A 24,913-nucleotide genomic window follows, 5' to 3' on the forward strand; every position below is an offset into this window, starting at 1 on the left:
TTGATAAACAGTGGAATTACATTGGGCATGATCGAAAGGCCTTTTATACCAACATAGATCCCGGCACTTACGTATTTAAAGTTAAGGGATCAAACAACGATGGAATCTGGAACAATCAAGTTACCACCCTTACTATTATTATTACACCCCCCTATTGGCAAACCCTGTGGTTTCGCATTCTAATGGGCATTATTTTTATAACAGGCATTTATTATGCCCTAAACTTTAAACGGCAGCTTGAGCTGGATAAACTCGAAAAGCAGAAAAAAGAGGAGTTACACCAAATTCAGCTTCAGTTTTTCACCAACATATCGCATGATTTACGTACCCCGCTTACGCTGATCATGGGCCGATTGGAAAAACTGATGAAAGAGGAAGTGAGCATAGCAACCGGCCGACATTTTTCATCGCTGTATAAAAATGCTAACCGGCTGATGAATTTGATCAATGAGCTAATGGATTTCAGAAAGGTGGAATCAGCGGCTTTATCCTTAAAGGTAGCTAAAGGCAACATCGACCTGTTTATTGATGAAATTACGGACGAGTTTGTCGAGCTTGCGCACGAGAAACAATTAAGCCTCTCTTTCAGGAAAAACTTAACCATAACCGATACATGGTTTGACCGTCAAATAATGGAAAAAATAGTTTTAAACCTGATTCACAATGCTATTAAGTACACCCCGGCAGGAGGAAAAATAATGGTGGATATAACCGAGCCGGAAAACATGATCATCAACAGCTATAAAAACGAGTTGCTGATTAAAAGCGATTATCAATCGAAAAAAAGCATGGCCATTAAAGTTACCGATACGGGGATCGGCATTGATAAGGACTCGTTAAAGCATCTTTTTGAGCGTTATTACAGGGTTTCGGAATCRCATCTTGGATCGGGCATTGGCCTGGCCTTTGTGAAAAGCCTGGTTACCCTGCACAAAGGTGAAATTTGCGTATCCAGCGAAAAAGAAAAAGGCACCGAAGTAATTATTAAAATACCTTGTTTAAAGGATGACTACGACGATTCCGAAATTTGGAACGAAACCCTGGATGAAAGCACTGTTCGGCTGGAAAGCGTGATACCCGTCCTGCAATATACAACCGATGCAAGCAGCACGGCCGTTGACGATTTAATGGAGGAGATTAATACCGGGGCCATTAAAAAGCACATTTTAATAGTTGATGACAACCCCGAAATAATTGAGTTGATCAAAGATAGCTTAGGCAGCTATTACCAAATTTCGGTAGCTACAGATGGTGCAGACGGGATTATTAAAGCTAAGGAGGAACATCCAGATCTCATCATTAGCGACATTATGATGCCGAGGATGAATGGTATTGATTTTTGCCGGCTGACTAAGGAAGACCTGGAAACCAGCCATATTCCTTTTTTATTGCTGACAGCTAAGGATAATATCGAATCGAAAATTGAAGGAATCGGATCGGGCGCCGATTACTACTTTTCCAAACCCATTAACTTTAAGCTGCTAGGTTTAACCATTAAAAATATTTTTGAGCAGCGGCAAAAGCTAAAAAACCATTATGCTAAAGATCACCAGATTGAGGTCAGAGAACTGGCACATTCTACCCGAGATAAAGAATTCATAGACAAACTCTTATCCTACATTAACGCAAACATGACTGACACCTACCTCGATGCCGATTTCCTCTCTGCAGAGATGTGCATGAGCAAAACCAAGTTGTACAACAAAATTAAAAGTATTACCGGCCAATCTATTGGTGAATTTATCCGCACCATACGACTGCAAAAAGCTAAAGAAATCATGATTCATGAAGATATTTTTATTACTGATGTGATGTACCGTGTGGGTATACAAACACAGTCCTACTTCACCAGAGCCTTTAAAAAAGAATTTGGCATTCCCCCCACCCAGTTCATCCAGAAAATAAAACCTACCAACGTGTAACATGGTCTGAATTCCAGGCCAACAAAAACACACTTTAGCGTAAAGAAGGCCGCTCCTGTTATCGGGGCGGTCTTCTTCAATCATAGGTAGTGTTTTTAGTTCCAGTCGTTGCTGATATCCTTTGCAACATTTGGGTTTGCATTTTTCTCCGAGATAGGGATGGGCAGCAGCACATTTTTATCCTGAAAAGGTTGCGTACCATCTTCAATCTGTCGCTGGGCGTTTATGGTTTGTTTGGCAATACCCCAGCGGATCAAATCGAAATAGCGCGATTGTTCGCCGGTAAGTTCCAGTTGCCTTTCGCGCATGAGGATATTGAACGCATTAGTCTGATTGCCCAGTGCTATGTACGCTGGTGCGCTTACCCTGGCCCTTACCTGGTTAATCAAGTCAAGTGGTTCAGTACCGGTATTCCCTTGCTGAATGTAAGCTTCGGCCAATAATAGCAGCACATCGGCATAACGAATTACCTGGCCGTTTATACCACTTTGCGGACCGCCATAAACTGCTATCAAATTATAGTACTGGTATTTTAAATAGTGATAGCCTTTAGCCGCAAACGGATAAGCAACTGGTCCACCGACACATTGCTGGCAATATTGCGTTTGCCCCCCACTTGCCGCATCGCCATAAAAAGTGTAGGCCGCTCGTGGATCGGTGTAGGAGACACCAGTTTGCGGGTTAGGATAGGTAAAGGCCTTAACAGCAGTTGTGGTGATAAACACATTGCTCCAATCATTAAAACCATATTCCTGTGCCCGATCTGAGTGGGTTGCCTTGCCGTTAATTTCCTGGCCGCCGAATACATAATACTGGCTACCAATACCCCAGTCGGTCCATACCTGGTTCATGATCTGGAAAATATTTTCCTTATTATTTTGATTGGTGGTATTAAACAAATCATTGTAATTCGTTGATAAGGTATAGGTATACGGTGCCTGTGTCAGTTTGATTAGTTCGGAAACGGCCAAAGCATATTTCTTCTGATAAAGGTATGCCTTGCCTAAAAGTGCTGTGGCAGCACCTTTGGTAGCGCGCCCTAAATCGGCATTCGCAAAGGCTACCGGTAAATCGGCCTGAGCTTCCTGCAAATCCTTTTCAACAAAGGTCCAGATTTCGGCGACAGTGGCTCTTGGCTGCTCCAGATTATTGGTGGTCTGTTCATAGCTTACGCGCAAGGGTACCCTGCCGTATAAACTTACCAGGTTAAAATAGGCGTAAGCCCGCAAAAATTTGGCTTCGGCAATGTACTGTTTCTGGTGAKCTATTTCTGTAGCTGTAACAGGGTTCCACACACTAGCTCTGTCAATCAACACATTGGCACGAAAAACCATGCGATATAGCGATGCCCACATGGCATCTAAAGTTGGCTGGTTATTGCCAAAGTTATATTGCGCCAGGTTTAGCAAATCGCCGGTCAGGGGTTGATCATTTTTTGCTTCGTAACCTAAAAGATCAAAAATAAAATACCATTCCCTGGCCCACATCCCGTTGTGCAATAAGGTTGCATAGGTGGCTATGGTTGCCTGGTTCAATACGTTATCGCTGGCAAAATAAGTATCATAGGTATAGGCATTTTTATTTTGTACGTCCAGATTTTTTTTACAGCTGCCTGCGGTTAGTAATAAGCCCGCACTCAGCACATATTTCATATATTTTTTCATCACCTTAATCATTAATTTTTAAAATCCTACTTGTATTCCTGCTATAAAGGTTCTTGGTTGCGGTACTTGTCCGTTATCTATCCCACGGCCAAAAATAAAGTCACTGCCACTTACTTCAGGATCATAACCCTTGTAGTCGGTGATGGTGAACAGGTTTTGCGCTGCTGCAAAAACTCTGAATTTGCTAATTACCGTGCCTGTAAGTGATCCCAACGTGTTTTTAGAAAAAGTATAACCCAGCGTAAAATTGCGTACACGCAAGTAAGCGCCGTTCTCGATAAAAAAGTCGGATGGACGTAAGTTGCCTGATGAGGTAACACTCTGTCCAGCTCTTGGCAAGGCTGCCACATCACCGGGTTTGCGCCACCGGTTTAATATAGCTGTGGTAGCATTATGCCCTGTTGAGGCATTCTCGGTAAAAAATTTAAGTGCATTGCCCAGCTGAATAACCGTTACCCCGGATACAACCAGGTTAAGATCAAAATTTTTATAGTTGCCGCTTAAGTTAAATCCATAAATAAATTTAGGGATGGCGCTGCCGAGCACCTGTTGATCTGCCACATTTACAATACCATTACCATCTAAATCTTTAAACAAAAAGTCGCCCGGTTTTATGCCTGCTTGGTATACAGCTGCTGCATTACCTGATTTTTGCTTCGCGATCGTGTTAAGCGCATCGATCTCGGCCTGTGTGCTTGCCACATGATCAACGCGGTAACCGTAAAACGCACCAATTGGCGAGCCCTGCCGCGTTAAGGTAAGTCCATTTAAATTATTAAAAACACCACTGATAATTGGCGATTGCGATAGATTACCTAACGAAAGTGTTTTGTTTTGGTTATACGCACCATTTGCGCTGATGGAATAGTTAAAATCATCTTTGTTTTTGCTTTTGTAAGTAATCTGCAACTCAAATCCTTTATTTTCGGCATCGGCAGCGTTTGATGTTACTACGCTTTGGATGCCATTTATACCACCAATACCCACACTGGTTGGTACCGGAACGTTAACAATTAAACCACGGCTTTTACGTTTGTAATAGCCTGCGTTTAAGGTTAGCTGGTTATTCAGAAACCCCAGATCAAGACCAATATCGGTTTGATCGGTCTGCTCCCATCTCAGATATGGATTGGAGATGGTTGCTACGGTAACACCGCCAACAAAGGCTTCGTTTGTACCTAAAGAGTAAACCAGGTTACCATTAGGATAACCGCTATAGGTAAATACATCGGTCACACCCAGGTTAAATTTATTGTTACCTGTACGTCCCCAACCGGCACGCAGCCTGCTATCGGAAAGGAAGGGTAAGGCCGACTTAACAAAGCTTTCTTCCGTAAATCTCCAGGCAAAACCTACGCCCGGAAAGTTACCATAACGGTTATTGACACCAAAGTTCGATGAACCATCGCGACGGATACTGCCAGAAAGAATATACCGGTCATTAAACGTATAAATTAAACGGCCATACCATGATTGCGCACGACCAAATTGGGTACCATAGCCCGAACCATTGCCCGTAGTGGTCACGGTAGGTGCAACGCTGATATCCTTAATGTTATCGTTTGTTAAGCCTGTACCTAAAACGGTAAGCGCCTTGTTGTAACCGGCATCAATATAACTTGTACCTAATGTGGCCGAAAAGTTATGCCTGTCAAAGGTCTTGTTATAGGAGAAATAATTTTCGAAAGTATAGGTAAATGAACTACCGAATGAGCGGCCAACTTGTCTCCCATAGGCCAGGTTGTTGGAGGCGACATACGGATACTGGTAGGAATCGGAATTACTGGTATTGTAGGTTGCCGAAAGCTGCGACCTGAATGATAGACCGCTGAGTAGTTTTACCTCGCCAAAAACCTGAGGGTATAAGGTCAAACTATTGCTCTTTCCGTACTTAACCCCTAAATCCTGTAGGGGATTGCCCACATTGCTGTTGTCATCAACATTGGTTACTATAGAGTAGCCGCCGAGCACGCCCGGGTCAAGTATGGGTTTATAAGGTGCATAAGTAATACCGCCAATAAGGCTGGCGGCCTGTCCCGCTCCACGGTTATATCTTAAATTTAAGGTTTGGCCAAAATGGAAACGTCCTAGTGTTTCATCCAGCGAAAAACGGGTAAATAAACGGTCAGTACGGGATTTTTTAATGATCGCATCCTGTGTAATATAGCTCATAGACAAGTTATACAATACCTTGTCACCTCCCCCGCTCACATTCAGATCACTCTCTGTAGAATACGCAGATTTGAATACTTCTTTTTGATAATCGGCGCGGTCAATAAGTACATCTGCGGTATTCAGCTTAGCAGGCACGGCAATATTGGTTGTAGCTGCAATATCTTTAAGCAAGTCCACGTAATCCGCAGCCTTTAAAATATCCAGTTGTCGCCATGCTTTTGAGGTACCCGCCTGCATGTTAAAGCTTACTCGTGTTGCACCTGCTTTTGCTTTTTTTGTGGTGACAATTACTACACCATTGGCTGCCGCCACACCGTAGATGGCGGTTGAAGATGCATCCTTTAAAACAGTGATCGTTTCAATATCCTGCGGACTTAGGGTGGTAAATACGTTACCATCGCCTTGTATGCCATCAATAACATACAGCGGATCAACGCTGGTAAAAGAACCTGTTCCCCGGATAATGATCTGCGAGTTAACGACCTGTACACCGGGCATTTTACCTACAAGTAATTGCGCCGGACTCAGGGCTGTATTGGCACCCGCTTCTTTGGCAGATACGGTATTGACCGCGCCAACAAGATCCTTCCGGCGGGCAGTGCCGTAGCCAATTACCACTACTTCGTTCAATGCCTTATTATCTGGTTGCAGGGTAATATTAACCTCGCTTTGACTGTCGACAACAACTTCCTGCGGCACGTACCCAACCATGTTAAAAACTAATATAGCACCGGCATTGACATTGATGGAGAACAAACCGGCAGATGATGTTGCAATGCTATTTTGTTTTCCCTTTTCAGTAATGGTAGCTCCCGGTAAAGGTTGGTTATTATCACCCGAGATCACCTTGCCTTTAACATTTACGGATTGCGCAAACGCCTGCCCGCAAATAAAGGTTACCATAATGGGTATTACATAATACCTGATCTTTTTGAGGAGATTTTTTTGATTAGTAATTTTTAGTCTCATAATTAATTGATTTGGTTTTAAGTATATATAATATTGGTTTTAAGCACTCACTAAACACAAGCGAACCCTCGAAAACAGCATCAACAATAAAAAGACGCAGGAAACGCCAGCAACATATTACCATTGGTTTATTGATGACTACATATTTTGTACTTAGCAAATCAACTACTTATCACGTTGTTTTATTTGTCCTATTTATCATTTCTTTTTACCTATTTATCATAACAAATCGGATACTACGCTTGTGGCTGATCAGCGTCCGCTGGATATTTAATGAAGTGAAAGACCAGTCCGACGCCTGGGCTTACTATATCTACGGCGGGTGATCATCCTAAGGGAGTATTAAATGTTTATGTTGACAATGGGAGAAGCTATCGTTGACTGATTCGGCAATACGACAGACATACCGAACGGATTCTTCAAACCACTAGGCTTGAAGGCCAGCACAGCGGAGAAAAACCTAGTATGCTCACTTATGACATTCATACCGGAAATTTGCTGGATTGGGCGGAAATTTCTGTTGTTTTCTGCAAGCGTAATTACTGCCAGTTTGCCTGTTACAGGGTTTTGCGTTGGCGGGGAAGAAGAAAAGGGAATTAAGCTTATTGATTTTGAAGGTAAAACAGGGCTTGCTTACTGTTCTATTTGAATTTGGAACCTTGGATGATAAAGCTGATAGTTAGCTTGCTTTGTATAATCGGTACATTTTATAAATTTACATTCAATATTAATACTAAATGATAATTCCAGAATCACAGTTTGAAAAAGGTATTTACAGTATCCGTCAGCTTCTAGAAGGCGAAGCCAATCTTTATAAATCCATGCGCTTAGAAGCCATCCAAACTGAGCCAGCCATGTTCAGGTGTACCACTCCTGCAGAAGTAGAACTTACCGATGCGCAATGGCTGGAGCGGATAAAAGATCCAAGAGCGGTTTTTGGCCTTTTTGCAAATGACGAACTTGTGGGCATGACAAGCATTTTGCTGCTAAACGAAGAGCAAGGTTACATGGGCCAATCTTATGTCCGCAAAGAACACCGGGGAAAGGGGCTCTCCGTTCTTTTTTATAAAATAAGAATGGCCTGGGCATTGAACCGAAAGTTAAAATATCTGAGCGTAAGTCATCGGGAAAGCAACCTAATTTCCAAAGCCGCAAATCAGCGTTTTGGTTTTCGATACACTCACAGGGAACCATGCAACTGGCTTGATGGCACTACCGAGGACGTACTATATTATCTGCTTGTCTTATAGGGTTCCCGATCTGGGCATTTCGGCAAAAATGGTTGTTTCCCACTCATATCTTTGAAATATACAGTCAGGCATCAAAGATAAGCCCGCCTGTGAGCACCTGTTATAAAAATGGGGTGCTTTTGTTTTCGTAAAAATTTTGGCTACTTGCAACCTTTTATAAGGTAAGTTCGTCTTTTCTGAACCATAAAGAAATTGACTAGTAAAATGAATATTCTTGCAAACATTAAATTAGAAATATCAGTTGTATGCAGCATGCTGATTGGCCAAGTTGCACTTTGCCAGACAACTGCCTTTAAAACGGATAATCCACTCAAAACCTATTTGGACAGCCTGGTACAGCAAGCGGCATCAGTTTACCTGCAGGCACCCGCTACGTTTGACCTATCCATCGGCATATATTCCCAGGGACGTCCCTATCAATATAACTACCACAAAGGCGACGGCAGTCTGCCAACGGGCAACAGCTACTACGGCATGGGTTCAATTGCCAAGACATTTGCAGGATGGATGCTGGCCAATGCAGTGACTGAGGGAAAATTAAAACTAAATGATGATATCCGCAAATACTTGCCCGGCAGCTATCCCAACCTGGAATATAAGGGACATCCGGTACGCATAGTTGACCTCTCCAATCATACAGCAGCAATGCCGGCTATGTCAAAAGACTATTCAGATAAATTTATTGACAGCATCTCTAAACTGAAACCCGAAAAGCTCGCCGTTTTTTTTAAAGAATATACCGCCGACAGTCTTTTTAAAGACATGCACCACTTTAAATTAGATACCATACCCGGAACAAAGTATCAATACAATGGAAATGCGGTTATGGTACTGATAGCCATACTTCAGCGTATTTATCACCGGCCATATCCCGAGCTGGTCACTGCTTATCTTAAACGGAATGGAATCGACCACACCAGACCTGCGCTAACAAAAACGGAAGCGAAAGGCCTGCTCATGGGGCATGATGAAAAGGGTAATGCTTCACCTTTATCCGTGGATGAAGGTTTCAGAGCTGCCCCATCCATGGTTTCCACGCCCAATGATATGTTGAAATACATCAAAGCTAACCTCAACGAAAACAATCCGGTCATTAAGTTAAGCCATCAACCCACATTCACCACACCAGGTGGCATGAAAATGGGCCTTAACTGGATGATGGACAAAGAAGACAACGGACTGCCATACATTATGCATACCGGCCGTGACGGAGTTGGCTTCACCGCCTTATGTTATCTTTATCCGGACAAACAAACCGGCATCGTGATTTTAGTGAACGATGGAACCGGTGAGGATAAAGTATCCGCATTGAAAAATAACATCATTGCAAATTTGTTCCATTGACCTCTGTCCGATACTGAAAAATGTTTACAGTTTTTGAGGTTGGTAAAAACTTAAAAATTGTAATCCTGATACGAGTTGACAATTACGTTTCTTTTGCTACTTTCTTTACAAAGAAAGTAGTTCGGACATTTGTGACCTTATTGATTTAACTACGATTACATTGCATCAAAGATCTGCAAATCGATTATTAAGCAAATGATATTAGTCGTGTTGTGAGATGAACTATGTTCAACAGGTACAGAAATCGAACCTATTAGACAACATGTAAATTATTCTACCTTCAATTGTTCTGGCAATTAGTTAACTATGTCCAGTCTGTGTAGCAACCCTAAATTCGGCATGACTATCATACTTCGTCACCCAAAAGGAGTCAAATTAAAGCATCAACAGGCCAGTTGATTCAATTATCAAAAAAATGATTTCATATCTTGAATTATCGAACTAACATTTGCTCCTGTCAACAAAGGATAGCTGAACATTATCTTTGATTTCCAAAATTTTTTACTGATATATCTCAAACTATGGTTGACGGTGATAAGCTGATACCTATTAAAAATGAAGATAATTGCGAAATGAGCTCTAACGGTGTAGAACATACGAGTCAAAGATTATGAGTCTTCTAGCCTAACCGCCCTAACAACAGGCAAAATGTGCCTTTCTGGCTTACAGAAGCAATTTACGAGTTATTCATGGAACCGAAAAATTTTGCTCCGTTACGTATTTGTTACGTTTATTTAAAAATCTGAATTGATCTTCTCCTCTGCAGATATACTTTGTAAACATTAAATCTAGAATTCACTAATATTGGTAGGGATGTAATAGTAGGCACCCATGTTAGGTGTTCTTTTTATGTATACTACTCCGAAATATTGCAATCAGTTTGCCTTAGAGCAATGGCACAATAGAAGGCAATGTATAGTAGGGCAAGTTTCGAATTACTTAGAAAGAGATTAGTACTCAAACCGACTTAACCACCAAAATTGGGGAAGAACCATTTTGGACCGTAATATGAGGCGCGTGTCCGCGAAAGAGGGGCCGTATACGGAATAATCCCCACTCATAGTAATGATGCTGCTTCAACCTAGTTATTTTTATGACTCCCGTTGAAAGGCGACACGTGTGATTATCATTATACATGCCTGACAAACAACTCCGGATAGACATTCGCACATTATAGGAAATTACATTTAGTGCGCAATGAAACTAATTTAACGCATGGTATCCTTCAGTTTTAGATGTCCGTACAGAAAATCTAAGATTTCATTTCCGTCCACCCTAAGTGCCAAAGCTATTAGGTAAATTTCATCCCCTCGGATTTTAGATGTTGGATTAATACTAAGCTCGCTTAATCTCGATTCACTAAGACCAGTGTTGCGCGATAACTCTGCCCTATTAACGAATTTTTTAGCCAAGTACAGACCAAGTTTTGTCAAGTCAGATTTACTTTTAGATTTCACCATTGTCAGTGAAATTAAAACTCATTCTTCATTTTTATAAATCCAACACGATTTAGCTAGATTTTCTTTATAAAAATATAGAAAATCTATATTTTTATACATATATTTGAATTAAGGAAATGAAAAGTAGATTATTTACTAAAACATTATTCATGAAATAAGTTAAATTGCGATCACTAAATATCCAATGATATTGAGGTGTTCACCCAAGAGCCTCGTTCGAGTTATGTAGGAGTTTCAAGAACGCGAGGGATAAGTGAGCACCCGGTACTTAATAGCATTTGCTATTAGGCCGGGGYAGCTTATTGATTGCGTTCAGATTAGCGTTTGCTAATCCCCGTCCTACACGGGAACTCGGGCAATTTCAATGAGAACTTCTGTCCCGGGCCTGATAGCATTCATCCCCAAAAACATCTCAAGAGGCTCATATCATGTTCAACTAACGTAGAATAAATATGAGAACCAGAACTGCTAACCAAGTAATTTCCAGCAACATCTTTAAACTCATTATCAGGGCACCGCAATAGTATGTCATTAATTTTTTGCAAGGTGGGCGGGTTGTGCAGGGAGGCATGGCTTTGCCTGCTTTGCACCTTAATACTTTTTGACTAACTATTTTCTTAAAAAACTGATAATGAAAAAAACGATACTCACTATCGTCCTGGCCATGTTATGCCTAATCCTTAGCCTACAAAGTCAGGACCAGGACACCATTACCGGAACCATATATACACAAGACCGAAAACCATTAGCTGGTGTCACCATTAAAATCATAGACACCGACATCAGCACCATAACAGACGAAAACGGCAAATTTTCCCTCGTCAGCAAGACAAAAAATGGAACCGTGACCTTCTCCTACACCGGATATGAAACCCAGTCCATGGACTATATCATGGGCAGAGAAGACAAATTCAAAATCTTCATGCGGGAACTCCGGAGCCAGCTGCAGGAAGTCGAAATCAATGCAGGCTACTACACCGTGAAAGAGCGCGAACGGACAGGCTCCATTTCTCGAATCGGCGCAGAAACCATAGAAAAGCAACCCATCAATAATCCCTTACAGGCCTTACAGGGACGCATTCCCGGTGTTACCATCACACAACAAACAGGATTACCAGGAGGAGGCTTCTCTGTTCAGATCAGGGGACGCAACAGCATCGCCAGTGGCAATGATCCTTTATACATTATAGATGGTGTATCCTATCCCTCAACCAACATTTCTTTCAACTACGGGGGTAATATCCTTGGCGCTAACGGAGCAAACCCACTAAGCTTAATAAACCCTAATGACATTGAAAGTATTGAAGTTTTAAAAGACGCCGATGCCACAGCAATCTACGGCTCAAGGGGCGCCAACGGAGTCATACTCATCAAAACAAAAAAGAACAAAAGCGGAAACAGCCAGCTAAATGCCGTTTTCTCACRGGGTGCCGCGGCAGTAGACCGAAGAGCCAAAATGCTGAACACCGAGCAATACCTAGAAATGCGCCGGGAAGCCTTTAAGAACGACGGCTTAACCCCCACTTCCAGAGATTTTGATGTGAACGGCACCTGGGCAGCAGACAAATATACCGACTGGCAAAAAGAAATGATTGGCGCCGCCGCGCCCATGACCAATGCCGCGCTCAACCTCAGCGGCAGCTCCGGAAAGATCAGCTACCTGCTGGGTGGAAATTACTACCGCGAAGGAACGGTATACCCCGGATCATTTGGCTTTAACCGTGGCGGCATGCATTCCAGTCTGGATATCGGGTCACCAGAAAGTCCTTTCCAGGCCAGCTTCACTGCAAACTATTCTCGTACCAACAGCCTGCTGCCCAGAAATGATTTCACACAATTCATGGCCCTTGCACCCAACGCTCCAGATGTGTATGATGCCTCCGGCAATCTGAACTGGGCAAACAATACCGTATACATCAACCCCATGGCCTTAATGCAGCGCACAAACAAAGCGGCAACAGATAACCTGGTCGCAAACCTAAGCCTGAGTTATAAACTGTGGCGGAATCTAGAACTGAAGGGTTCATTTGGCTACACCACGCAGAACAGAGAAGAATTAAACAAAATCCCGCTTGCTTCTTTTGCACCTGTCAACAATGCAACCTCGGCTAATAGGACCAGCTATTTTGCCAATGCCAGCAACAACACCTGGCAGGCAGAACCGCAGCTGAATTACAGTACAAAACTCGGCGCCGGACGCCTGGAAGCATTAGCAGGTTTAACCTTCCAGGAAAATAAGAACGAAATGAAGGCACTGGAGGCCTCCGGCTTCAGCAGCGACGAGCTCATGGAAAACATCCTGTCTGCAGCCAACATCCTGCCCTACCAGGTCACCTATTCCCAATACCGCTATACCGCAATCTTTGCCCGTTTGAATTATAGCCTGGCAGGGAAATACTTTATCAACCTGACCGGACGGCGCGACGGATCAAGCAGGTTCGGACAGGACCGGCAGTTTGCCAATTTCGGGGCCATCGGCGCCGCCTGGATATTTTCCGAAGAAAAACTGTTTAAAGAAAACTTCCGGTTTTTGAGCTTCGGCAAGCTGAGAGCAAGCTATGGGATCACCGGAAATGACCAGATTTCCGACTATGGCTACCTGCAGCTATGGTATTCCGGAAATAGCTACCAGGGAAACGCTACCGTCAGGCCCAACACCGGCCGCGTGGGCAACCCGGACTTTGCCTGGGAGACCAACCGCAAACTGGAAGCCGCCATCCAACTCGGATTCTGGCATGACAAGATCAACCTGGAAGTTTCCTGGTACAGAAACCGCTCCTCAAACCAGCTGATCGGAGATCCTCTGCCTTTGAGTACAGGAAGCTCCACCATCACCGCCAACCGCCCGGCTACCGTTGAAAATTCAGGACTGGAGATCGGAACAAATTTTAAACTGGTCAACAAAACCAACTTAACCTGGTCGGCTGCTATTAACATGACTATCCCCAAAAGCAGGCTCATTGCCTATCCGGGGCTGGAAAGCTCAAATGATGCCTACAATTACATTATCGGGCAACCCTTATCTATCCGCAAGATTTATCAGGTAAATGGGGTTAATCCACAAACAGGATTATACGACATCGAGGATTATGATGGTAACGGAACGTTAGACGATGCCGACCGCTATCGCCATAAATTTACCGGCCAGTATTTTTTCGGGGGAATCCAGAACACCTTGCGGTATAAACAGCTCAGTTTAGATTTCCTTTTTTCTTTTGTGAAGCAAAACGGCAACAATTACATGAGCACGACCACCTTTACACCCGGCATATGGACGCCGGAAACCCCGTACGGCAATCAGCTCACCGCCGTCCTGAACAGATGGCAACAGCCCGGTGATCAGTCTGGAGTCCAAAAGTTCAGCACCACAAACAATACCAACTACATTTTCAGCGATGCAAAGAACGAAGGGGGCATGGCCATTCAGGATGCTTCCTATATCCGGCTAAAAAATATCTCTGTTTCCTATACTTTACCAGCGAAACTCCTTTCGGCGATCAGGGTCAAACAGGCAGCGCTGAATATACAAGGGCAGAATGTACTCACCTTCAGTAAATACAAAGGATTGGAYCCGGAAACGCTGAGCATGTACAGTCTGCCACCCCTGCGCGTATTTTCTGTTGGTTTAAATCTAACTTTTTAATACTAAGGTCATGAAAAATATTAAACTAATTTACCTCATCGCTGGTGCCATCATTTACCTGCAAACTTCCTGTAAAAAGTTCCTGGAGATAGATGCGCCAAAGAACAGCCTTTCCTCAGCACAAATATTTAAAAATGACGAAACCGCAACCTCTGCTGTTACAGGAATTTACAGCGGCATGGCAAATTCAGGATATGCCTCGGGTGGAAATACCAGTATCACCTCCCTATGCGGCCTCTCAGCAGATGAATTTGAAAACTACAATTTTAGTCTGGTGGAATTCTATGAAAACGCGCTCCATCCTCAACCCACGAGTATCAGTTCTCTTTATGCGTTACCCTATACCCATATCTATACCGTCAACGCGATCCTGGAAGGGCTGAGTGCTTCAAAAGGCATTAGTCCCCCAGTCCGTTCACAACTGGAAGGAGAAGCACATTTCATAAGGGCCTTCTGTTATTTCTACCTCGTCAATCTTTTTGGCCCGGTACCACTACAGCTAAGCTCCGACTACCGTGAAAGCCGAAATCATCCCCGCGCAGCAGAGGCAGCGGTCTATCAGCAGATTATTACTGACCTGGAAACAGCTGAAAGTCTACTGACCGACGACTATGTAAGCGGGGAACGCGTCCGGCCGAACCGTGCGGCAGCTCAGGCCCTGCTGGCCAGAACTTACCTGTATACTAAAGACTGGCAGAATGCGGAGAAATATGCTTCACTGGTCATCGGTAAAACCGGCATCTACGACCTGGTCGGCCTGGATGAAATCTTTATAAAAAACAGCAAGGAAATCATCTGGTCCATTTTTCCGTCCGCAAACACCAACAGCCAGGACGGCAATTTGTTTATCCTTCAAGCTACTCCCGATTACGTATCCTTAAGAAAAAACTTTGCCAGTACAGCCTTTGAGCCAAATGACAAACGAAAAACTGCCTGGATCGGAAATTACACAGATCAAACCGGAAGTTATGACTACCCATATAAATACAAAGTCAAATCCTCTACGACCATTACAGAGTATTCAGTAGTCTTCCGTCTGGCAGAGCAATACCTGATCCGGGCCGAAGCCAGGGCGATGCAAAACAAACTAACCGAAAGCGCGGGCGATCTGGATCAGATCAGACGCAGGGCCGGGCTTCTTGCAATAAAAGACACCCATCCGGATATTAGCCAGATCCAGTTGTTAAACGCCATTCAGCATGAACGGCAGACAGAACTTTTTGCAGAATGGGGTCACCGATGGTTTGACCTGAAACGGAGCGGACTGAGCACTGCCATCCTCTCCCCTTTAAAATCCGGCTGGAAGGCAACCGACATCCTCTACCCGATTCCAGTGGAGGAAATCAGCAGAAATCATCAGATCACTCAAAACCAGRGGTATTAAACCTATGTGTACACTTAAGCAGCGCCTCAAAATGCGCTGCTTAATAAAATTCTTATTATGAAAACCATATCTTACATGAGCCTGATCACCGGCCTATTATTACTGTTCACTGTAAAGTCAAACGCGCAGTACATTCCGCAAGAGGCTACCTTTTCAGGTACATTTAAATACAGCAAAAAAAAGCAACCTGACAGCGTATTGGTCTGGACCTATCCCAATGCGAATTTTTGGGATTCCTCGGTTGATTACAAAGCCAAAGTCAACCATGACGGAACCTTTAGTTTCACAATCCCGGCATTAGGTAAGCCCCTATTTTTTGTGATCAAAGTCCCCCGGTCCGGGAGCGTGGAGACCCTGGGATGGTTTTCCCTGGCCTGGTATGCGGAACCAGGGGACGACATCCATATTGCCATCACAGAAACCACAGGAGACGATATTTTATTATTCAGCGGAAAAGGTGCTGCCAAATACAACCTCATTACGGCATTGCAAAAAGTAAAAGATAATTTTACCAGCCTGTACACTGAACTCAAAGCATCGGATACATCAACAGAGGTCCGGCAAAAGCTGGATCAGCTGGCCAGATTGATTAAAACAAACCTGCAGAAAAAACAACAACTTATCGACAGTTCCACTGCGCAGCTCAGCCCTTCAATGCGGAAATTGATTGCTGACCAGTTTGCCAGGTACCATACAGAATGGGGCGACTACATCAATGACGGTTATCGCTTAGCTTATCAAAAAAAGCAACCAGAGGCGCAGCAGCTCCTTAAGGCAGCTTTTAAACAAACCTTTTTTGATACTGAACAAGAGCAGGATACGATTAGCCTTTTAAGCCCGGAGCATTTCAGCGGGCTGCTAAGGCACTATAAAACCAAAGCTTTGCTGAAGGGCTCCGGAAAAGATGCTGACCTTCGGACATTTTATGAGATGCTGAAATACCATACGAGTCAACCTGAAATCAGGGAAAGGCTGCTGAGCCAGTTCCTTATGGATGGAAAATCATTGCAATACATTGCCCGTTACGATCCCATAACTTATGATTCCCTGGTCATGGATGCCACTCCATTGCTAACTTCTAAGCTGGGAAAGGAAATCATGGCCAAAAAAACCAAACTGGCCAAAGGAAGACCATTCTATGATACGGACTTTACCGATCTCCGCGGCAATATCTTTAATACCTCGGCACTGAAAGGCAAAGTATTTATCATTGACCTGTGGGGGACCGGCTGTAGTGGCTGCGCACAGTTTCATCATCTGTTTGAATCCCAAGTCTGGCCTTCTTTAAAAGACCAGCAGGAATTCAAATTTTTAAGTGTCAACACAGACAAGGACAGAAAAAGATGGATGGAAAGCCTGAACAGTGGAACCTACACCTCAAAAGCCTATCTGAATGTGTTCACCGGATTGGGCACTGGCTTGCTTGACCATCCCCTGTCAAAATATTATGAGGTTAATGCCGCCCCCTTCGTGTTGCTCATAGATAAACAACATCGAATCGTTGCTAAACTAACCGGTTATTTTACTTCAAAAGAGTTGCTTCGGCTTATCAATGATGCCCTTGCAGAAAAATAGATTTTGGAAGATCATTCCAAACGATATATCACCAAAAACTGATCATAAATGGCAATTAGGTTTTGGCTAGCTACCTCAAACTGACGCATATTTAGCCCTTTATACTTTGGCAGGTAGAAACTATGAAGATACCTGCCACTGTTTCCTTCATAAACATCAATTGATTCCTCTTTCCGGCGGCTGGCAGCACTTTCATTATCAGCCCTTAGTCCGGACTGGATGTAAACACAGTTTCCGCTGACGGTAAAATATTTATTGACTGTAGTTGGTAAACCAGCCGGAGATTTTCGCAATATGCCCGTACCGTTTTTGAGCCGCTGGTTATACATATTAACCCTGATCTTTGCCCACTGCACCGTATCAACGGTCTTCGCTTTATAACGTAAATTCAGGTTCGTATCCAGGCACAAAAAAGTACCCCGGTAAAAATACATGTAGTACAGGCTGGCGGCTCTTGCATCATAATGGAGCCAGCCATCAGCACAAAAAATGCCATCCACTTGTGGGGGTAATCGATAATGCTGCCCGGGCGATGCCTGCTGGGCGAGCGAGATCTTTAGCAATTCAAGATGGCTTTCCGATTTATTTTTCACAAATGATCGTACCACTAGCGTACCTGCTGAAAGCGACCTGGGCTCATCAAAACGCTGCCCAGACAACATCCAAAACTGGTTTCGGGAAGAGGACATCGCAGCGATTTCACCAATCCCATTGGTCATATGAACGGTCGTATTCCATCGGTCAAAATTTACATTGCCGCCCTGCATGTTGAAGCTACCTGGCACAGCTAACTTAATTTTTCTGACAGATCCTTCTACCGGATCTATGACATACTGCATTACCGGATTGTTGTAATCTTTCAGATAGATCAGACTGTCCGGCTTCCAGGAAAAGCCGAAGCCAGCGCCAGGGAACTGGAATACTCCGGCTATCCTAAATTTTTGCACAATGAATTTTCTGTTGAACGCGTTTGGTGTATTTTGATGGCTTCGCTGAAAGAATAGGATCAACATTACGATACAAAAAGACATGACAAACAGGATAATACCGATCTTTTTCATGGTTTAAAATTAAAACCCAGGCCCAGGCAATCGCCTGAGCCTGGGTTTGGTATTACTAATTAAACTTTTCTGTTGCAGGAAGCTGAGAAACCCTGATTTTGGTCCCTGATTCTCCAGGTTGTGTCCAAACGAATTGCYGAGGAATAGCGGTGCTACAAAGCGTTACTGCTCCATTACAATTGTAAGGGGTGTTGTTCGGATTTGGGCCATAATAAGTGTTTGCATTAGTACTTAATGCTCCGCCTATAGCAACTGTTGCTAATAAAGCGGCAAAAAATAATTTTTTCATGTTTTTAATTTTAATATTAAGCACCTACTCTGTTACAGGTTTTCGGTTCCTCCTGATTCATGCGCATAGAATATGTTTTAAGGGCAAGCCCTATTTATTTTGAGATTTAGAATGTAATAGAATACCGACGATGGAAAGGATAACAAAAACCAGATTAAAGACAAGATGCTGCTGCCAGCTCATGTGCTCCAGCACCCCGCCGCAGCTACAGGGAATACTTTCACTAAAGTTCAGGATCGCGATGATGTAAGCGGTAAACAGCGTCATCAATCCAAGCGCAGCAAACAATCCCAGGGACGTGGTTTTCGGAAACATGAGCAGAATGGCAATGACAATTTCAACTGCCGGGACCAGCCAGACGAGTATGCCGGCGAAGTCCGTCRGTATGGGCGACTTTGCAATCTGCAGCTCAAATTTCTGATGATCCAGCAGTTTGGCTGCAGCAGCATAAACAAATAATAGGATAAAGCTATAGCAGATGATATCGGTTAGCATTTGCCGGATTCTGGCTAGCCCCTGGGATGGATGACTTCGAGCGGTGGATTTCATAAGGGATGATTTGATTAGTCCTAAATTGACTATTCACATCCTAAAATCACCCGGTTTTAGCGTCTAAAAAAGCAGTTATTTAATGGATAAAAAGCAGTTAAAAAAAGGATTTCTTTCGCGCCGGGTTACCATTTCTTTGTAAATAAGCTAATTCTCCTTTCGTAATTTCCCTAACCTGTCCACGGACATACCCATATATTCAGCAATATATTGCAGCTTTGCGTGCGGAAATATTTCATTCAGCATTTCCCGTTCTTCCAGGTACCTTTCCCTGGTGTTAAGGTTCCTGATGTTGTCGCCATGTATTAATCGCATCATTTCATTATCCGCCCTGATCTTTTCGGTTATCGTTTCAGTTTCTTTAAACGCTGTCTTTAAATCCGACAAGTTCTGGTAGCTCATAAGCACCGCCCTGCAATCCTTTATAACCTCGATTGTACTATGAGAGGGCTCCTGGCTAAAAAAGCCAGGACTAGTATACAAGAAGCTTCGCTCCCTCCAGAACCAGGCTGTACTTTCGCTGTAACTAATTGCATTCACTCTGATCTCGCGAGCAATGCCACCTATCGTAAACCAGATCAATTGCTGGACTTCGTTGAAGTTGAGTATTCTGCTTCCCCTTTTGTATTCTGTTTCAAACAATATGGGTTTGATTAGTCGCTTAAACCTTGTGCTTAGTGGCTGCATCTTTTCCATTGTATCGATTAACAGTTCAAATGCTTCGTCTGAAACAGGCTTCATGGATTGTACCTTAGATGGTGCTCAAACCCAACCTCTTCCTGCCAGCCTGTTGTCAGCCCTAATAGCTGCAGCAGTTCGATCTTGTTTCTGGAATTGGTCTTTAAAAAGATCTTGCGGATATGGGCATCCACGGTTTTCCGGGAAATAAAAAGTATCCGTCCCGTTTCCTCGTAAGTAAGTCCCTGGCACAGCAACCTCGCAATCTCTTGCTCACGGACACTAAGCCGGTAGTCAGCACATTTTTTTCGGAAACTATAGACTTGTCCCATTTCATTGGCGAGTTGCTTTTTATATTCCGAGCGATCCCTGTCAATGGATCGCTTCAGAGATAATATCATAACGAAAATAAACCCAGCGTTGGTCACCAATGCTTCGGTCCATTGATTGACGCTAAGATAGGCAAACACCGACAGGCAGACCCACGGCGCAACCGCGAAGTACACACCTAGCACTTCCATCTTCCCTGGTGGATTCTTCGAAGCTGCTTTGATTTTGAACGCCTTTCTGATGGCATCTAAAATCGCCCACAACAGGTAAAAAGAATAAACAAAAGGAATGACCAGGCCATAATTGAGGGCAAAGCTCAGGTCTTCGGTGAGAGGGTAAATCAGCACAAAAAATACCAGATAAGGGCCCAGCAAAAAAACCGTTGTCCCGTACAGTGCCTGGAAACGCAGGTGTTCCAGGTGAAAGCTTTTATAAAAATAGTATGGGAAATAGGCTGCCATCAAAAAACCGGAACCATAGGCAATGGTGTTTTGCAACGTTAGGCCTAACATAGGGAGATGATTAGGCGATGATCGGAATGACTTATTTGATGAGGGCTATGTAATGTGTTTTAAAAAGAACAAAGTGTAACCAATATCCATTGTATGATAGATATGAAACCCGGATTTCTGGTACCAGGGGATATTTTCAACGGTAGAAGTCTCCAGGTAAAAAGGCAGGTCCATCATGCCGGCTTCTTTAATTAATTCCTGCAATAATGCACTGCCTAAACCATGCCCGGTCACCGAAGGATCCACGCCGATAAACCAGAGGTAATAAAATGGCAATTGGGGATGCTGTTTCTTAATTAAACCCTCCCGCCTAAGTACTTTGGGCAAATTAGAGAGACCCATTACTTTAAAAACGAGTTTTACGTCCCAGTAAATCCCTTTTAAGGAGGTTTTCTTCTTATCGGGAAACAGGACCAGTGCACATGCATTTTTATCTTCGGACAAAATAACCCTACCATATGCATTGCACATAAAGTAAGCGTACTCCATCAATAACTTTATCCTTGACAAACGTTTTCTATCTTGCTTGACAATATAGTTTACACTTTTATTGTCTTCAAAAGCCTTTGCTAAAATTTCAGTTACCCGAATTCGATCCTCATTGCTGATTACCATATCTTAATTCAATAAAACACCCAAGATACATATTATACCAATTTGGTTGTTTGTACTTCTTATTCACGAGAATCCTTTTGATGGGTATGCCCGCCGAAGGTCAATATATGTGTAAAAGTCGTCGTAGCCAGACTGGTTGTCGGATCATCAGGAGGATCGTTCTGATGCGTATTTTTGATTTCAAAGACCACTTCTGGTTCAATAACCAGCTTTTTTTTGTGTTGAGTTTCCATAGTTTTTTTTTGAAAATTTAGGACAAAGGGCCAGTCCAGCGAATTTTATTATACCACTATGCCACTTTTTTATATAAAAACCATAAATTGTAGATATCACTCTATTATGAAATTAACAGTACGTCTGAAGGTAATCGGCAGGCATATTGCTTTTGTTGCTGCCTATTTTTTTTACGAGATTGGAATGCTTTATGCCTACACCGGCGAAGGAATCTATTTCTGGGATGTCTCCTGGCATTTACTGGTTAACCTATGTCTCTTTTATTTCACTGCTCACTATCTGCTTGAATACGCCAGTTCTTTTGCGACAGCTCCTCAGCGTCTGGGTTTAGGAATGATACTCTTAGCCCTGGAGTTCTCCACCTTTCTGCTGCTGAAATATCTGCTTGCACAAGCTTATATCTTTTTTGAGGTACGCACCACCAATCCTTATGTAGGTTTCAACAATTTTCTGCGCGATACTTTTTGGAGATTTATAACCGTAAATGGATTAAGCTTTACGTACTGGTTCTTCATGGCCTCCAGCAAAAAGCAGCGACAGGTTGCCTTACTTGAACAAGCCAGACTAAAGGATTTGGCCGATCAGGAAATCGCAAAACGGGAATTTGTCACCATAGAGAATGCTTTTTTGAAGTCACAGATCAATTCCCATTTCCTGTTCAACACCTTAAGTTATCTCCACAGCACCGTCCTTCATACCAATAAAGATGCCGGAGACACCATTCTTCGCCTTTCCGATATCATGCGTTACAGTTTAAGCACTCCCTCAGGAGGAAAGGTAAAACTGAAAGAGGAGATTCAGCACATCGGTGATATTTTTGAGATCAGTGCTTTAAAGTCTGCCGGACGCTTACATATAGATTTTAGGGTTACCGGAGCTCCTGGCGAGCTCGAAATCATTCCTTTGGTACTGGTTACCCTAGCAGAAAATGTACTAAAATATGCTGAGTTAAAAGTCGAGACAAGCCCTGCACAATTTCACTGTAACATCGAAGGGACACTACTGACCATACAAATCTTAAACAATAAGCGGAAATTCGTTTCGCCCATAGGATATGGAATTGGCCTTAAAAACACCGAAAAGAGACTCTCCAGGGCTTATCCGAATAAATACGAACTTCACATCTTAAATTCAGAATTATCCTATCAGCTCACCCTTACCATTCAATTATCATGAGGCAGTATAAAACAATAATAGTAGATGACGAAACGCATGCACTAGCTACATTGGACTCCTATATCGAAAAAACACCAAACCTTGTTCTTTACAAAGCCTATGAAAATCCACTGGATGCTCTGGCTATTCTTTCAGGCAACCAGCCTCCTGATATTGCCTTCCTCGACATCGATATGCCCGAACTTTCAGGACTAGCCTTAGCAGACCTTGCAAATAGCGATGTTCGGGTTATATTCACTTCAGCACATGAACAATATGCTCTGGAAGCCTTTGGCGTTCATGCCTCAGGTTATCTGCTCAAGCCTTTTTCTTTTGAGAAGTTTTTAAGCACCGTGCAAAAAGTGTGTAAACGGATCGTTAAGGAGGAAATTTCAGTATCTGATAAGCCAGCTTTTTTCAAGGCGAGTGTAAAAGGAAAATTTATCAGAATCATGATTGATCAAATTACTTTTATTGAAGCCATGCTGAACTATGTGAAAATCCATACCACCGGAAGTGACTCGCCGAAGGTGATCTATCTTTCCTTAAAAGAAGCCGAAACAAAACTAAGAGGCACCCATTTGATTAGGGTAAGCCGGTCTTTTATCATCAACACCATTTTCCTGGAAACGGTTGATGGTAACAGTCTGACCATGAGTAATGGTCAAAAAATTGGACTGGGTCCGGCATATAAAACCAGCTTTTATACTTATCTAAAATCCAACACCATAGGTGGCAACTAGAATTTATTAAGCCTAAACAGTATTTACAAGACCTTGTTTCCCTCTACCCATTAGCGATCGGTAATATTTGGTCAGGAAATAATACATGTTCGTTTCAAACTCAGACGAACCCGTCGTGTTCAACCTATTTAAATGCATATGAATCAAATCTGACACCAACTGGTCGTAACGGTCTTTTGAAGCGAACTGCCGGATGTCTTTTACTGCTTTACACTTTTCACCCAATTCTTGAATTTTTTGGGCAATAAGATTGCCATAATAACTTACAGGTTCGCCTGCCGCAAACTCCAATTGAGGTTTCCGGTGGCGATAATACTTATCCAGCTGTACCCGTTTGGACGCTGATTTTGTCCCTATCTGATTTCCATTCTTCGCAAACTGAACCTTTTCATTCAAAGTGGAAAACATCACTGATAAAATCTCAACAACGGAGCTGATCGCAAAACAGATTTGTTCGTCAAGTGTCTTCTGAGTTTTATAAAAATTGACAACAGCCTCACTGCTCAGCTCAAATATCTTCTCGACATTTTCTATTCCCGCTAAACCGTAGCGTTTAAGTTCAGGCTGATAAGTTGCAATTGTGAAATCAGTAACCAAGCCATTTTTTAGATGCGGTTTGACCAGGCGTTTGATCTCAGCTATAATCTGGACGGCTTGATGGACATGCACATTCATCCTAAGCCGAAGGTGGTAACTGGGATCAGCATAACGGACAAAAAACCAGCAATAAATCGCATTGCTCTTTCGAAGTCGCTGCAAAATCTTATACAAAGAATCGTCAGCCAAAAACCAGTTTACCGTCTCTGGATGTGCGTATATCTTAAAGTATAACCACTCCTCACCCGGCAAGAATAGGGATTTAACATTTCTCACTACATCTGCATGTCTGAAAATCTGCTCCTGATAGCATGGTTCCTTGTTGATCAGGAAGGCCACATACTGACCGAGATAAACATTGCCCTTAACGTCGTAAATCTTGCAACTATCCCCTGGCATAAAAAATTCCTTGAGGATAATCCGTGATTGATTTTTTATGATCTGTAAAAAGTACCTGATCGATTCTTCACAATTAAGGTCAAACACCAACTGACGGTCATAGTTTGATAAGGCAAACCATCTGACCAGGTGGGTGGAAGAAGCCATCTTATAAAAGTTAGCCACACCATGCGCCGAATCCAGAAAATTGCTTATCACATGTTTATCCCATATCCATTTTGCCGCAGATAAAATGATATTTTTATACATTATCCTGGGATAATACTTTAGACCAGGCAAATAAAATTCAGGGTCAAATGAAAAGTCACACTTCAGGTGCTGGTATTGTAAGTCTCCAAGAAACCTTAACAAAGGCAGGTTACTAA

General features: G+C 43.0%; 20 protein-coding genes. 9 read left to right on the top strand and 11 right to left on the bottom strand.

Annotation, left to right across the window (positions count from 1 at the left end):
• Positions 1-1,922 (top strand): hybrid sensor histidine kinase/response regulator transcription factor (locus AC1DDX_RS05320; RefSeq protein ID WP_477621834.1); only part of this gene is annotated, 1,922 nt, incomplete at its 5' end.
• 95 nt (positions 1,923-2,017) lie between these two features.
• On the opposite strand, the gene AC1DDX_RS05325 is transcribed toward AC1DDX_RS05320, so the two are convergent.
• Positions 2,018-3,586, bottom strand: a complete 1,569-nt coding sequence (locus tag AC1DDX_RS05325) for a RagB/SusD family nutrient uptake outer membrane protein (RefSeq protein WP_477621835.1) — start codon at positions 3,584-3,586, stop codon at positions 2,018-2,020.
• Positions 3,587-3,604: 18 nt separating this feature from the next.
• The gene (locus tag AC1DDX_RS05330) at positions 3,605-6,730 is read right to left on the bottom strand and encodes a SusC/RagA family TonB-linked outer membrane protein (RefSeq protein ID WP_477611760.1); all 3,126 of its coding nucleotides are present in this window, start codon (positions 6,728-6,730) and stop codon (positions 3,605-3,607) included.
• A gap of 475 nt (positions 6,731-7,205) precedes the next feature.
• On the opposite strand from AC1DDX_RS05330, the gene AC1DDX_RS05335 reads away from it, so the two are divergent.
• The 3 genes from AC1DDX_RS05335 to AC1DDX_RS05345 all read left to right on the top strand — a co-directional run bounded on the left by AC1DDX_RS05335 (position 7,206) and on the right by AC1DDX_RS05345 (position 9,324).
• On the top strand, positions 7,206-7,379 hold the full coding sequence (locus AC1DDX_RS05335) for a hypothetical protein (protein ID WP_477611761.1): 174 nt from the start codon (positions 7,206-7,208) through the stop codon (positions 7,377-7,379).
• Between the two features lie 88 nt (positions 7,380-7,467).
• The gene (locus AC1DDX_RS05340) at positions 7,468-7,980 is read left to right on the top strand and encodes a GNAT family N-acetyltransferase (RefSeq protein ID WP_477611762.1); all 513 of its coding nucleotides are present in this window, start codon (positions 7,468-7,470) and stop codon (positions 7,978-7,980) included.
• Between the two features lie 204 nt (positions 7,981-8,184).
• Entirely contained in the window at positions 8,185-9,324 is a 1,140-nt protein-coding gene (locus AC1DDX_RS05345) for a serine hydrolase domain-containing protein (protein ID WP_477611763.1), read from the top strand.
• A gap of 1,208 nt (positions 9,325-10,532) precedes the next feature.
• Here AC1DDX_RS05345 and AC1DDX_RS05350 read toward each other — a convergent pair.
• The gene (locus AC1DDX_RS05350; protein WP_477611764.1) at positions 10,533-10,784 is read right to left on the bottom strand and encodes a helix-turn-helix domain-containing protein; all 252 of its coding nucleotides are present in this window, start codon (positions 10,782-10,784) and stop codon (positions 10,533-10,535) included.
• A 631-nt stretch (positions 10,785-11,415) separates the two neighbouring features.
• Between AC1DDX_RS05350 and AC1DDX_RS05355 the strand changes: the two genes are divergently transcribed.
• Genes AC1DDX_RS05355 through AC1DDX_RS05365 form a run of 3 tightly spaced genes read left to right on the top strand, consistent with a single transcriptional unit; the run spans position 11,416 to position 17,386 of the window.
• Positions 11,416-14,427 (top strand): SusC/RagA family TonB-linked outer membrane protein, encoded by a 3,012-nt coding sequence (locus AC1DDX_RS05355; protein ID WP_477621836.1) that lies wholly within the window; start codon positions 11,416-11,418, stop codon positions 14,425-14,427.
• A 10-nt stretch (positions 14,428-14,437) separates the two neighbouring features.
• Complete coding sequence (locus AC1DDX_RS05360; protein WP_477621837.1) at positions 14,438-15,811, top strand: RagB/SusD family nutrient uptake outer membrane protein; 1,374 nt, start codon at positions 14,438-14,440, stop codon at positions 15,809-15,811.
• Between the two features lie 57 nt (positions 15,812-15,868).
• The gene (locus AC1DDX_RS05365; RefSeq protein WP_477611767.1) at positions 15,869-17,386 is read left to right on the top strand and encodes a TlpA family protein disulfide reductase; all 1,518 of its coding nucleotides are present in this window, start codon (positions 15,869-15,871) and stop codon (positions 17,384-17,386) included.
• An 11-nt stretch (positions 17,387-17,397) separates the two neighbouring features.
• On the opposite strand, the gene AC1DDX_RS05370 is transcribed toward AC1DDX_RS05365, so the two are convergent.
• The 7 genes from AC1DDX_RS05370 to AC1DDX_RS05400 form a co-directional block, all read right to left on the bottom strand.
• Complete coding sequence (locus tag AC1DDX_RS05370) at positions 17,398-18,447, bottom strand: hypothetical protein (RefSeq protein WP_477611768.1); 1,050 nt, start codon at positions 18,445-18,447, stop codon at positions 17,398-17,400.
• Between the two features lie 55 nt (positions 18,448-18,502).
• A complete protein-coding gene (locus AC1DDX_RS05375) occupies positions 18,503-18,736 on the bottom strand; it encodes a hypothetical protein (protein WP_477621838.1) in 234 nt (77 codons plus the stop codon).
• Positions 18,737-18,826: 90 nt separating this feature from the next.
• Positions 18,827-19,285 (bottom strand): MauE/DoxX family redox-associated membrane protein, encoded by a 459-nt coding sequence (locus AC1DDX_RS05380; RefSeq protein ID WP_477621839.1) that lies wholly within the window; start codon positions 19,283-19,285, stop codon positions 18,827-18,829.
• Positions 19,286-19,432: 147 nt separating this feature from the next.
• Positions 19,433-20,026, bottom strand: a complete 594-nt coding sequence (locus AC1DDX_RS05385; RefSeq protein WP_477611771.1) for a cyclic nucleotide-binding domain-containing protein — start codon at positions 20,024-20,026, stop codon at positions 19,433-19,435.
• Positions 20,023-20,805, bottom strand: a complete 783-nt coding sequence (locus tag AC1DDX_RS05390) for a helix-turn-helix domain-containing protein (RefSeq protein ID WP_477621840.1) — start codon at positions 20,803-20,805, stop codon at positions 20,023-20,025. Before AC1DDX_RS05390 ends, AC1DDX_RS05385 begins: the two co-directional genes overlap by 4 nt.
• Positions 20,806-20,850: 45 nt before the next feature.
• Complete coding sequence (locus tag AC1DDX_RS05395) at positions 20,851-21,420, bottom strand: GNAT family N-acetyltransferase (protein ID WP_477611773.1); 570 nt, start codon at positions 21,418-21,420, stop codon at positions 20,851-20,853.
• A 59-nt stretch (positions 21,421-21,479) separates the two neighbouring features.
• Positions 21,480-21,653 (bottom strand): hypothetical protein, encoded by a 174-nt coding sequence (locus tag AC1DDX_RS05400; RefSeq protein WP_477611774.1) that lies wholly within the window; start codon positions 21,651-21,653, stop codon positions 21,480-21,482.
• A 106-nt stretch (positions 21,654-21,759) separates the two neighbouring features.
• On the opposite strand from AC1DDX_RS05400, the gene AC1DDX_RS05405 reads away from it, so the two are divergent.
• Positions 21,760-22,830, top strand: a complete 1,071-nt coding sequence (locus AC1DDX_RS05405) for a sensor histidine kinase (RefSeq protein WP_477611775.1) — start codon at positions 21,760-21,762, stop codon at positions 22,828-22,830.
• Complete coding sequence (locus tag AC1DDX_RS05410) at positions 22,827-23,552, top strand: LytR/AlgR family response regulator transcription factor (RefSeq protein WP_477611776.1); 726 nt, start codon at positions 22,827-22,829, stop codon at positions 23,550-23,552. The genes AC1DDX_RS05405 and AC1DDX_RS05410 overlap by 4 nt, the downstream gene beginning before the upstream one ends.
• Before the next feature lie 12 nt (positions 23,553-23,564).
• Here the strand turns inward: AC1DDX_RS05410 and AC1DDX_RS05415 are convergent.
• The coding region (locus AC1DDX_RS05415) for a thiopeptide-type bacteriocin biosynthesis protein (protein ID WP_477621841.1) at positions 23,565-24,913 on the bottom strand (1,349 nt) is incomplete at its 5' end.

The sequence above is a fragment of the Pedobacter sp. 10L46_2 genome, assembly GCF_056395165.1.